This is a genomic window from Nocardia seriolae NBRC 15557, assembly GCF_007990715.1.
Taxonomy (GTDB): domain Bacteria; phylum Actinomycetota; class Actinomycetes; order Mycobacteriales; family Mycobacteriaceae; genus Nocardia; species Nocardia seriolae.
Map to the genome: position 1 here is coordinate 1 of NZ_BJWY01000179.1, position 11655 is coordinate 11655.

Consider the following 11655-nt stretch of genomic DNA (forward strand, 5'->3'; position numbering starts at 1 on the left):
GGACACTAGGCGGTATAACGACCCCTTGGAGCAGTTCCGGCAACTCGGCCGGACGGATAGCGAAGGGACGGGGTCATGCACACCTCGAGTTTGGCTATCGATTTCCAGCAAGGGATCTCGGACGCGTGGAGCTCCATCGCGACCTGGGTGCCCAAGTTCGTCGGGTTTCTGGCGATTCTGCTCATCGGGTGGTTCGTGGCCAAGGTCGTGGCCAGGCTGGTGACCCGGATCCTGAATCGAGTCGGCTTCGATCGGCTGGTGGAGCGGGGCGGGATCAAGGACATGCTCGCGCGGGGGCGGTACGACGCCACCGGCCTCATCGCCGAACTGGCCTACTACGCGGTCCTGCTGATCACGTTGCAGCTGGGATTCGGCATCTTCGGCCCGAACCCGGTGTCCAGCATGCTGAACGGGATCGTGGCCTGGCTGCCGCGGCTGGCGGTCGGCATCGTCATCGTGTGTATCGCGGGCGCGATCGCGCGGGTGGTGCAGGACATGGTGTCGAACATGCTCAGCGGGCTGGAGTACGGGCGGATGCTGGGACGCGTTGCGGCCGTGTTCATCGGGGGAATCGGCATTATCGCGGCGCTGAATCAGATCGGGGTCGGGACCTCGGTCACCATGCCGATTCTCATCACCGTGCTGGCGACCATCGGCGGTGTGCTCATCGTCGGCTTCGGCGGTGGATTGATCCGGCCGATGCAGCAGCGGTGGGAGGGTTGGCTCGACACCATCGAGGGAGAGATGCCCGAGGTGAAGGGGCACGCGCAGGCGTATCAGCGGGGGCGCGAGGACGCGGCTCGCCAGCGGCAGGCCCGCGAGGCGGCCATGATGGCGCAGCGGGCGGGGATGATGGCCGGGCAGGGGACGGGTCAGATGCCTCCCGGAAAGTGGGCCGAGCCCGAGGGTGGCCAGATGGGTTACGGGCGACCGGAATACGGTCAGCAGACGGGGTACGGGCAGATGCCTCAGCAGGGCATGGGGCAGGGCGGGCAGATGATGCCTCCCGGGCAGCAGCCTTCTCGGCCCGGTGGTCAGATGCCCAGGCCCGGCGGGCAGGATCCCAACAACCCCGGCGGCATGATCTAGAACCGCTGGTCCGCCCCGACAAAGAACCAAAGACCGCCCCGGGATTCCATCCCGGGGCTGTTTTCGTCAGGAGGCTCGGGAGAGGGAGCAGACGGCGGCCAGGCGGAGGTGGAGCCAGTCGGCGTCTTGCCAGTCGAGGGGGGACAGCGGGAGTTCCGCTTCCGCTTCGCGGAGGTCTTCGAGGATGCCGCGGGCGTAGCCGGCCAGCAGGACGCTGGTGGGGACCAGGGCGGAGTTTTCCACGCCCAGGTCGAGGATGTCGCGGATGGCGGCGGCGTGCTGGTCGATGGCCGCGCTCACGCCGGGGAAGAGGGCCGCGGCTTCGGCTGCGGGGGCTCCATGGGTGCGCTGCAGGCGGTTCAGGGTTTTACGCGCCGAGACGACGAGCAATGCGGAGCCGGGCACAAACACCCGGCGATGCTAGCAATCCAGCGGCACCCGAGGGGGCCGCTGTGACGTATCACGCAATTGCCCGGAACGGCCGGTCAGCGGAAGGCTTTCGAACCCGTCAGGGCCTCGCCGAGGACCAGCTGGTGGACCTCGGCGGTGTCCTCGTAGGTGAGGACGGACTCGAGGTTGTTGGCGTGACGGAGGACCGGGTACTCGAGGGTGATGCCGTTCGCGCCGAGAATGGTCCGGCATTCCCGCGCGATCTTGATGGCCTCGCGGGTGCTGTTCAGCTTGCCCGCGCTGATCTGCTCGTTGCCGATCTGGTGCCGGTCCTTCAATCGGCCCAGGTGGATGGCGAGCAGCTGGCCCTTGCCGAGTTCCAGCGCCATGTCGGCCAGTTTGGCCTGGGTGAGCTGATACGCGGCCAGCGGCTTGTCGAAGACCTCGCGGGTGCGGGCGTAATCGATTGCGGCGGAAAGGCAATCGCGGGCCGCGCCGAGCGCGCCGAAGATGATTCCGAAGCGGGCCTCGGACAGACAGCCCAGCGGCGCGGCCAGGCCGCGCGCCTCGGGCAGCACGGCCTCGGCGGGCAGGCGCACGCCGTCCAGGGACAGTTCCGCGGTGATGGAGGCGCGCAGCGACAGCTTGTGCTTCATCTCCCGCGCACTGAATCCCGGTGTGTCCGTGGGCACCACGAAGCCGCGGATCACATCCCGCTCACCCTCGCGCGACTGTGCCCAGACGATGGCCACATCCGCCACGGAACCGTTGGTGATCCACATCTTCGACCCGTCGAGCACCCAGTCGTCCCCGTCCCGCCGCGCCCGGGTCCGCATCCCGCCCGGATTCGACCCGAAGTCCGGCTCGGTCAGCCCGAAGCATCCGATCACCCGCCCGGCCGCCATCTCCGGCAGCCACCGCAGCTTCTGCTCCTCCGACCCGTACTTGTGAATCGCGGTCATGGCCAGCGACCCCTGCACCGAAACCATGCTCCGCACACCGGAATCCACGGCCTCCAACTCCAGGCAGGCCAGCCCGTACGCGGTGGCCGAGGTCCCCGCGCACCCGTACCCCTCCAGATGCATCCCCAGCAGCCCGAGCTTCCCCAACTCCGGAGCCAGCTCCCGCGCCGGGAACGTCCCCGCCTCGAACCACGCGGCCACGTGCGGCCGCAACCGCTCGGCCGCGAACGCGCGCACGGTTTCCCGAATCGCGCGCTCCTCATCATCGAGCAGGGAATCGATGGCGAACAGCTCGTCCACAGTGACCATGCGCCCACGATATGACCGCCCGCGCCGCTCCGACAACGCCGCGCCGGGCCGGGGCGGCGTGGACCTGACCCGGGGCCGAGGTGAATCGGCCGCGTCCTTAGGCTGTTCGCATGAGCGATCAGCTGGGTTTCTCCACACGGGCGGTGCACGCCGGGTTCGATCCGGACCCTCAGACCGGTGCGGTGAACGTGCCGATCTACGCGAGTTCGACCTTTGCCCAGGACGGGGTGGGTGGGATGCGCGGCGGGTACGAGTACGCGCGCACCGGGAATCCCACGCGGACGGCGCTGGAGGCCAATCTGGCGGCGCTCGAATCCGGTACCTACGGGCGGGCTTTCGCTTCGGGCATGGCGGCCACCGACTGTGCGATCCGGTCGAATCTGCGGCCCGGGGATCACATGGTGATTCCGAACGACGCGTACGGCGGGACGTTCCGGCTCATCGACAAGGTGTTCACGCAGTGGGGGATCGAGTACTCGGTCGCGCCGGTGTCGGATGTGGACGCGGTGGCGGCGGCCATGCGGCCCAACACCAAGCTGGTGTGGGTCGAGACGCCGACGAACCCGCTGCTGAACATCGGTGATATCGCGGCGCTGGCGCAGGTCGCGCACGCCGGTGGCGCGAAGCTGGTGGTGGACAACACCTTCGCCTCGCCGTACCTGCAGCAGCCGCTGCAGCTGGGCGCGGACATCGTGCTGCACTCGACCACCAAGTACCTGGGCGGGCACTCCGATGTGGTGGGCGGCGCGCTCATCACCAATGACCAGGAGCTGGACACCAAGTTCGCGTTCCTGCAGAACGGCGCGGGCGCGGTGCCCGGCCCGATGGACGCCTTCCTCACCATGCGCGGCATCAAGACCCTGGCCCTGCGCATGGACCGGCACTGCGACAACGCGGAGACCATCGCCGAGTTCCTCACCAACCACCCGAAGATCTCCGAGGTCATCTACCCGGGCCTGCCCGAGCACCCGGGCCACACCGTCGCCCAGAAGCAGATGCGGCGCTTCGGCGGCATGATCTCGGTGCGCGTGCACGGGGGCAAGCAAGCGGCCCTCGACTTCTGCGCCAAGACCAAGATCTTCACCCTGGCCGAATCCCTCGGCGGCGTGGAATCGCTCATCGAGCACCCGGGCGCCATGACGCACGCCTCCACCGCGGGCTCCGCCCTCGAGGTCCCGGCCGACCTGGTCCGCCTCTCGGTGGGCATCGAGGACATCAGCGACCTGCTCGGCGACATCGAGCAAGCCCTGGCTTGACCCATGACAACAGCGAAGCGCCGCACCGGGATCCGGTGCGGCGCTTCGCTGCATTTCGGCCGAAATATGTCGGCGGGCGGTACCTAGCTGTGGTACGGCTCCGCGGAGACCAGCGTCACCTTCATGGTGTTGCCGTTGGGCAGGGTGTATTCGCGGGTCTCGCCGACCTTGGCGTTGATGAGCGCGCCACCCAACGGGGAGTTGGGGGAGTAGGTCTCCAGGTCGGTGCTGCCCAGGCCCTCTTCGCGGGTGGCGATGAGGAAGGTCTCGGTGTCGGACTCGTCGCCGTCGTAATAGACCTTGACGACCGACCCGGGCAGGGCCACGCCGGACTTGGTGGGCGCGACGCCGACCTTGGCGTTGTTCAGCAGTTCCTGCAGCTGGCGGATGCGCGCCTCCTGCTGGCCCTGCTCCTCACGCGCCGCGTGGTAACCACCGTTCTCCTTGAGGTCACCCTCTTCACGGCGCTCGTTGATTTCGGCCGCGATGACGGGACGGTTGGCGATGAGCGCGCCGAGTTCGCTCGTGAGCCTCTCGTGCGACTCCGGGGTCAGCCAAGTCACGGTCTCAGTCATCTCGATCACTCCCTAGTAGTTGTCCCCGGCAAGCCGGGATTCCCTGATGCCCGCTACCGTGGCCATCCGAAGACGGGCACGACAGCAGTGGACAGCCAGAGCGATCCCTGGGGAGAGTCCCGACAGCGCCGGCCGTCAATGCAGCAAACACGGCTCCGAACTCCGGAACCGTGTATCGCGTCATTTTAGCACGATTCGGAAAGGCGCAGGTAGAAGCATCAAAGCGGGTCGCTTACCGGACTTTTCACCCGGCGCGCAGATAGGCCGGCACATGGTCGGTGCAGCCGTAGACATTGCCCGCGCCGGCCCGGCGGCTGGTTTTGATGGTGGTGACGATGCGGACGGTACCGGAATCGGAGCCGGGCACCAGGACCTCGCGGCGGCCGACCTCGTCGGTGTCGCCGTCCATGGCGCGCACGAAGCAGACGACCGCTTTGCCCGGATCCTTGCGTGTCACTTTGAAATCCACGTTCACGGTGGCGTCGTCGACGACCTCGTAACCGATCCGATCGGGCTCGATGGCCTGCGGGCCGTAGGTGCGATAACCCAGATAGGAGACCCCGAGACCGGCGATGAGGACGACCGCCCCGAGGGCCCAGGGCAGCCAGCGGCGCTGCTTCCGCGGCTTGATCCCGTACCGGTCGGCCGGTCTTTCGCTCATGTCGGGGACGCTCCCGGGGGGTAGGTCGGAACAAACAACGGTCGGATGGAACTATAGGGAATGCATTCCTGACGCCCGTGCCTGGACTCGGCTCATTAGCTACGAGGTGAAAAACGTGATCGGTGAGGTGAACGAGAAGTGAGTGGTCTTCGCCTCATGGCGGTGCACGCCCATCCCGACGACGAATCCAGCAAGGGCGCGGCGACCACCGCGCGCTACGCCGCCGAAGGCAATGACGTGCTGGTCGTCACCCTCACCGGCGGGGAACGCGGCGACATCCTGAATCCCGCCATGGACACCCCCGGCATCAAGGACCGCATCGCCGAGGTGCGCCGCGAGGAGATGGCCGCCGCCGCCGAGGCGCTGGGCGTGCGCCAGACCTGGCTCGGTTTCGTGGATTCCGGTCTGCCCGAGGGGGATCCGCTGCCGCCGCTACCCGAGGGCAGCTTCGCGCTGGTGCCCCTCGAAGAGGCCACCGAGGCGCTGGTGCGCCTGGTGCGCGAGTTCCGGCCGCACGTCATGACCACCTATGACGAGATCGGCGGCTACCCGCACCCGGACCACATCATGTGCCACCAGGTTTCGGTCGCGGCCTTCGAGGCCGCGGGCGATCCGGAGAGGTTCCCCGACGCGGGCGAACCCTGGACGCCGCTGAAGCTGTACTACAACCACGGTTTCAGCCTCACCCGCCTCGAGATCTTCGCCGACGAGTACGAGCGCATCGGCCAGCCCTTCCCCATGCAGGAGTGGATGGACCGCATGCGCAAGTACGCCGCCGAACGCGGCGACATCATGGCGCGGGTCACCACCCAGGTCGAGTGCGCCAAGTACTTCGCGCAGCGTGACGACGCCCTGCGCGCCCACGCCACCCAGATCGACCCCAATGGCGCGTTCTTCGCGGTGCCGCTGGAGATGCAGCAGCGGCTGTGGCCGACCGAGGAGTTCGAGCTGGCCAAGACCCGGGTGCGGACCGCGATTCCGGAGACCGACCTGTTCGTCGGGATCGACGACGTAGATACCGAGGACGCCGACCGATGACGCTCATGCTGCTGGCCCAGGGCACCAATTCGCCCACCGGACCCGAATTCGGCAAGGCCTCACCGCTGGGCCTGGTCATCGTGCTGGTGCTGCTGGCGGGCACGATCCTGCTCATCCGCAATATGAACAAGCACATCAAGAACCTGCCCGCCGAGTTCTCCCCGGAACATCCGGAACCGGATCAGGAGGCCGACGAGGGCACCGAGCACGGCATCGCGGCGCAGGACGTCGAGGCGGCGGACGAGGCCAAGCCCGAAGCCGCCAACGGGAACGCCTGATCCGCACGACTTTTCACGACCCCGGTCCGATGGGCCGGGGTCGTGTCGTCTGCGGGTGAGTTCCAGGAACAATCGCGGTCTGTACCACGCAAGCATCTGGCCTGACGGCCGCGAGCGCAGGCACCGGCGCTCAGCCGAGCGTCGGGGTGTCGTAGAGGGTGAAGTCGCCCTTGCCGTCGGCCTCCACGCCGAGGAACCGGTCGGCGCGGAAGGGGTTGTGGGCCAGCAGCCGGACCACGGTGTTGTCCGGGTCGACCAGGTCGAGGGCCGCGCCGTATTCGCCGCGGTCGAAGACCTCGCCGCGGGTGTACTCCAGTTCGTCGGCGCGGGCGGCGAAGGCGTGCAGTTCGTCGACCGAGTCCACTTCCAGGGCGAATACGTCGAAGCCCGCGAGATCCGGTTGCCCGGCGCAGTATTCGCGTTCCCGCAGCGCGATCCCGAATCCGGTCGGATGCATGAGTTGCGCGCCCCGCAGTTCGCCCTGCTCCCGGAATTCCCCGGCGAGCCGCAGATCCAGCAGATCGCAGTACCAGGCGACACTGCGCGCCAGATCGCTGACCGGCAGTTTGACGTGGCGGATGCGCATGGTGCCGCCCGTGACGGAATGTCGTGGTCGAACCATACTCAGCGCCCCGGTTCGCTGTCTCGCACCGGCGTATCCGGCGCGCGGAAAGGACCCGGCGCGTCGGAGGGGCTACCGGTCGGCGGTCAGGTGCAGGTACGCCGTGTCGAGCGGGATGTCGACGGCGAACCAGGCGGCGGGGCGGTCGTCATCGCGCGGGCACCAGGCGGTGGCGACGCACAGGCGGGCCACCTCCCGGGTGGCCAGGCCGGGCAGGTGCCAGGCGATGCCGGCCGGATCCCGGTAGCGCACACCGTATTCGCCGAGTTCGTCGTTGCCGTCGGCGGGCAGCAGGTCCGCCCAGTCGGCGGGCAGCAGCCGGCCGTCGGCGGCCTGCATGGCCAGCAGTTCGGAGTCGGCGCCGCCGATCGACACGCTGAAATGCTCGTTCTCGATGCTCACGGCGGCAAGACATTCCCCGGTGTCCGGGCCGCCGTGCGCGTCGGCGGGCAGGTCGGTCACCTCGGCCGCGACCACCAGGCCCGGCACCGCCGCATTCGCCGACACCTGCCAGATTCCGGCCCACATCGGGACCGGCGCGCCGCCGTCCCAGGCCGGAATCTCGATGCTCCCGATGAGTAGATCGACCGTCGCGGTGCGGTGCCGCCAGCGGTGCAGCCGCGCGTCATTGGGCAAGCGCCACACGGTATCCGGTGCGGCGGGCAGCGGGTCCGCGCCGAGCGTGACCGAGAACCCGACAATGCCCAGCGGCGTGTCGATGCGGGCCGGGCGGCGGTCTGCGCGCTCGAGGTGGTCGGTGGAGAGCATGTGCCAATCATTCTCTACGCGGCGTCGGCCGGATCACCGAGCGCCCGGATGGACGGGACATGACGAACCCGGGCGCGGCATCCTCGCCGCGGCCGGGTGGTCGATCTGTCAGCGGGTGTAGGTGTGTTCGGTTGTCGGCCAGGTGGATTCGTCGTACCACTCGGCGTAGCGGGAATCAGTGCGGCCGATGCGGCCCGGCCACCAGGCGCGACGGCCCAGCAGGGCGGTCAGGGCCGGGGTGAAGAACATGGCCATGACGAACGCCGAGATCGCGATGCCGACCGAGATGGCGAATCCCATCTGGGACATGACCGTGTTGCCCGCCAGCATCATCGAGGTGAAGGTGCCGGCCAGGATGACACCGGCGGCCGCGATGGTGGGCCCGGTGTGGCGCAGGCTCCGCGCCGCCGCGGTGCGCGGGTCGTGGCCCTGCTGGGATTCCTCACGCAACCGGGCGACCATGAGGATGTTGTAGTCGGTGCCCAGGGCCACGACGAACATGTACATGATGATCGGCAGGGTGAAGATCAGGCCCGAATTGTGCTGGAAGTGCTGGAAGACCAGCACCGCCGCGCCCAGGGTGGCGGCGAAGCCGAGGCCCGCCGACGCCATCAGGTACCAGGGCGCGACCACGCTGCGCAGCAGCAGCGCCAGCACCAGGGCGATGAGCAGGGCGGCCACCGGGAAGACCACCTTGTAGTCGTGGTTCATCGCGGCCTTGAAGTCGACGAAGACCGAGGTCAGGCCGCCGACGTAGGCGACGGTGCCGGGCGGGGCGGCGGCGTGCGCCCGATCGCGCAGCGGACCGCGCACGGTGGCCAGGGCCGCGTCGGATTCGGGCTGATCGGTGAGGGTGACCTGGAATTCGGCGACCTCGCCACCGGTGGACAGACGCGGTTGACCGACCTGACCCACACCCGGCACGCCGGACAGCGCGGTGCGGTAGGCGTCCAGCAGCGCGGTGCCCAGCGGGGCGTCCGAGCGCAGGTAGACCAGCGACGGCTGGGTGGCCCCCGCGGGCATGCCCTCGAGCAATTCCTTGCTGTAGACGGTGGATTCGGAGGTGTCGGCGGTGGAGCCGGAGCTCATGTCGAAGGTGGGATTGAAGCCGAGCGCGGCGACGTTCAGCGCCGCCAGCACCGCGCCGGAGGCCAGGGCGACCACGCCGGGCCGCCGCCCGAGGCCACGGCCGAGCGCCGCGAACAGCAGGCTCTTGGGTTCGCGCTGCCAGGCCTTGGAGGGCCAGAACACCTTGGTGCCCAGCTTGGAGACGATGGCCGGGACCAGGGTCAGCCCGGCCAGCGCGGTGACCGCGACGGCAATGGCCAGCGCCGGACCCAGGGCCCGGAACATGCCCAGGGTGGACAGCGTCAGCGCCATGAAGGCGATGATGACCGCGCCCGCCGCGGAGGCGATGGCCTCGCCGACCCGGGTGACCGCGCTGATCATGGCGGTCTTGGGATCCTCACCGGCGCGCAGGCGCTCCCGGTAGCGGAACATCAGGAACAGGATGTAATCGGTTCCGACGCCGAACAATACGACGGTCAGCAGCGAGCTGACGGAGCTGTCCACCTTCAGGTCGAAGGCGATTGCGCGAGTTTCGCGCGGGCCGCGCTGCTCGCGCTGGACGGCTCGGAACACTCGTCCCGGCCGAGTGCGTCTCGGAATATCCACTCCGAGGACACGATTCGCTCGCTGTCCAGCGCCGAGCCGCCGCTCGCGGTGACTCCGCCGCGGGCCGGGGACCGGTTCGGCGGATTCCGCGGGCGCGTCATGGATTTCATCACGCTGCTGGCCGGATTGCTGTCGATCATCGGCGCGGTCCTGCTGTCCGCCGGACTCCTGGCCCCGTTCGTCCGCTACAACGAGGTCGATCGATCCGTGGATTCCGTGCTCTACGAGGGCCGGTACTACATCGTGTGCCTGGCGGCGGCCGGACTCGTGGCGGGCAGCATCGCCGGGCTGCGGACGTCGATTCCGGAATTACCCCGGGAGATCTGCAACCCGCTGATCATCGGGGTGGCATTGGCCGGGAGCTGGAGCATGGTGGTGCTCTCGCGCCTGAACGGCTTGTGGGCGAGCCGGAGTGACGCCGCGGTGGGCGACACGATTCGCGGCGCGTCGGGGGAGCGGCTGGCCGTGCTCGGCACCGTGTCGTTGGTGGCCGCGGGCCTGCTCGCGGCGGTGGCGCTCATGCTCGGCGATTCGCTGCGCGTCGGTCCGCGACTACCGCGTGACGCCTCGTCGATCGCCACCCTGTTGCTGTCGATCACCGGCTGTGCGCTGGTGCTCTCGATCCGGCTGCCGGATCAGGACGTCTGGCATTTCCTGCGCGACGATTACTCCTGGCTGATCCCGTGGACCGCCGCCCTGGCCGCGCTTCCGGGCCTCACCTCATTTCTGCGGCCGGACAGGATCTTCCGGGCGCTCACGGTGGGCTGGGCGCTGGGTGGTCTGTCCATCTGCCTGTTCCTCTACTCCCAGGGCCAGGCACTACAGGATTCCGGTGCGCCGGGGGTCACCAATTCCGCCGCCACCGTGACCCGGCTGCGCGCCGCCACCTTGATCGGCTTGATCGTGGTCAATGCCGTCGCGCTGACCAAATACGGCCGCGGCCAGGAACACTGAGTCCCGGCCGGGCACCCCGGGTCTCAGCGGCCCGGCCACCAGCGTCGAAACCTGCCCGCCGCGGCGGGTTTCCGGGCCCGCGCCTGTTCGACCCAGGCGGGCAATGGTTCTCGCGCCGCCAGCCAACTCGGCGGCGGGCCGCCGACGTGGGTCGCGACTATCCCGCCCACGATCGCGGAGGTGGTGTCGGTGTCCCCGCCCGCGGCAATGCAGGTGGCGACCGCCGCCCGGTGGTCACCGAGATGCGTTGCCGCGACCCACAGTGCGAAGGGCACCGTGTCCTGTGCGGTCACCCGCACCCCGGTGCCGAGTTCGGCGGCGGCCCGTTCGAACGGTGCGCCGAGCAGCGCGCGGGCGCGGTGGATCAGCCGGGCCGTCTCGCCACGGTCGAGCCGGTCGAGGACCGTGGTGAGGAATTGCTCCGGCGTGGGTCGGATTCCGGCCAGCCGGGCCCGCGCGGCATCGCCCGCCGCGAAGGCCACCGCCAGCGCGCCGGTGATTCCTTCCCGATGCCCGTGCGTCACCTCCGCGGACCGGATCGCCTGGGCCGCGGCCCTTTCCGTATCCCCGGCGTAGAACGCGCCCAGCGGCGCGACCCGCATGGCCGCGCCATTGCCGCACGACCCCTGCCCGCCGAACGCGGCCGCGGTCACCGTGCGCCACGGCGCGCCCTGGCGGATCCGCCCGAGCGTGTCGACGGTCATGAAGCCGTAGTCGCGGCGCTGATCGATCCGCTCGGCGAAGGCGGCCACCAGCCGATCCTGGTCGATCTCACCGTGTTCGAGCAGTTCCGCGACCACGCTGCAGGCCATTTCGGTGTCATCGGTCCACTCCCACCGCCCGGGCGGGAGCTCGCCGGTCGCCAATTCCCCGAGGGGCCGGCGCAGCACGGGGAATTCCGCCCCCACCGCGTCCCCCACGGACAGTCCGTTCAGCGCGTCGAGCATCAGGTCAGCATGCATCGTTTCCGATGGTAACCAGCCCTTCGCAACTATTTCGTAAAGGGATTGTCCAGGCCCGTATTCGGGCCTAGTGTCGTGAGTCGTTGATTCGTTGGCAGTAGGCGGCGAGGGTTTCGA

Annotated in this window: 13 protein-coding genes; 5 read left to right on the top strand and 8 right to left on the bottom strand. The window is 68.9% G+C overall.

Annotated elements, in window-relative coordinates; all coding sequences use genetic code 11:
- The first annotated feature begins 75 nt into the window (after positions 1 to 75).
- Entirely contained in the window at positions 76 to 1089 is a 1014-nt protein-coding gene (locus NS2_RS33300) for a mechanosensitive ion channel family protein (protein ID WP_081986379.1), read from the top strand.
- Positions 1090 to 1155: 66 nt separating this feature from the next.
- Here NS2_RS33300 and NS2_RS33305 read toward each other — a convergent pair whose 3' ends face one another.
- Both NS2_RS33305 and NS2_RS33310 read right to left on the bottom strand, forming a co-directional pair.
- Positions 1156 to 1500 (bottom strand): DUF6401 family natural product biosynthesis protein, encoded by a 345-nt coding sequence (locus NS2_RS33305; protein WP_033091278.1) that lies wholly within the window; start codon positions 1498 to 1500, stop codon positions 1156 to 1158.
- 74 nt (positions 1501 to 1574) lie between these two features.
- Entirely contained in the window at positions 1575 to 2750 is a 1176-nt protein-coding gene (locus tag NS2_RS33310) for an acyl-CoA dehydrogenase family protein (RefSeq protein ID WP_147207410.1), read from the bottom strand.
- Between the two features lie 110 nt (positions 2751 to 2860).
- Between NS2_RS33310 and NS2_RS33315 the strand changes: the two genes are divergently transcribed.
- A complete protein-coding gene (locus NS2_RS33315; RefSeq protein ID WP_033091276.1) occupies positions 2861 to 4006 on the top strand; it encodes a cystathionine gamma-synthase in 1146 nt (381 codons plus the stop codon).
- Positions 4007 to 4089: 83 nt separating this feature from the next.
- Here the strand turns inward: NS2_RS33315 and greA are convergent, their stop codons facing one another.
- Together greA and NS2_RS33325 are read right to left on the bottom strand one after the other, a co-directional pair.
- Entirely contained in the window at positions 4090 to 4581 is a 492-nt protein-coding gene (gene greA / locus NS2_RS33320) for a transcription elongation factor GreA (RefSeq protein WP_033091275.1), read from the bottom strand.
- Positions 4582 to 4825: 244 nt separating this feature from the next.
- Complete coding sequence (locus NS2_RS33325) at positions 4826 to 5242, bottom strand: DUF4307 domain-containing protein (protein ID WP_033091274.1); 417 nt, start codon at positions 5240 to 5242, stop codon at positions 4826 to 4828.
- Positions 5243 to 5398: 156 nt separating this feature from the next.
- On the opposite strand from NS2_RS33325, the gene mca reads away from it, so the two are divergent.
- Complete coding sequence (mca, locus tag NS2_RS33330) at positions 5399 to 6280, top strand: mycothiol conjugate amidase Mca (protein ID WP_045440057.1); 882 nt, start codon at positions 5399 to 5401, stop codon at positions 6278 to 6280.
- Entirely contained in the window at positions 6277 to 6558 is a 282-nt protein-coding gene (locus NS2_RS33335; RefSeq protein WP_033091272.1) for a hypothetical protein, read from the top strand. Before mca ends, NS2_RS33335 begins: the two co-directional genes overlap by 4 nt.
- Positions 6559 to 6688: 130 nt before the next feature.
- Here NS2_RS33335 and NS2_RS33340 read toward each other — a convergent pair whose 3' ends face one another.
- From NS2_RS33340 to NS2_RS33350, 3 genes are all read right to left on the bottom strand, one after another.
- Entirely contained in the window at positions 6689 to 7180 is a 492-nt protein-coding gene (locus tag NS2_RS33340; protein WP_081986378.1) for a VOC family protein, read from the bottom strand.
- A gap of 72 nt (positions 7181 to 7252) precedes the next feature.
- On the bottom strand, positions 7253 to 7948 hold the full coding sequence (locus NS2_RS33345; protein WP_033091271.1) for a hypothetical protein: 696 nt from the start codon (positions 7946 to 7948) through the stop codon (positions 7253 to 7255).
- Positions 7949 to 8056: 108 nt separating this feature from the next.
- A complete protein-coding gene (locus NS2_RS33350; protein ID WP_228102652.1) occupies positions 8057 to 9589 on the bottom strand; it encodes an MMPL family transporter in 1533 nt (510 codons plus the stop codon).
- Positions 9590 to 9721: 132 nt separating this feature from the next.
- On the opposite strand from NS2_RS33350, the gene NS2_RS33355 reads away from it, so the two are divergent.
- Positions 9722 to 10576: a hypothetical protein gene (locus NS2_RS33355; RefSeq protein ID WP_147207411.1), complete on the top strand. Its 855-nt coding sequence runs from the start codon at positions 9722 to 9724 to the stop codon at positions 10574 to 10576.
- Between the two features lie 23 nt (positions 10577 to 10599).
- Here NS2_RS33355 and NS2_RS33360 read toward each other — a convergent pair whose 3' ends face one another.
- Positions 10600 to 11538 carry an ADP-ribosylglycohydrolase family protein gene (locus tag NS2_RS33360; protein WP_228102651.1) on the bottom strand — a complete coding sequence of 313 codons (939 nt, stop codon included), beginning with the start codon at positions 11536 to 11538 and terminating at the stop codon, positions 10600 to 10602.
- Between the last annotated feature and the right edge of the window lie 117 nt (positions 11539 to 11655).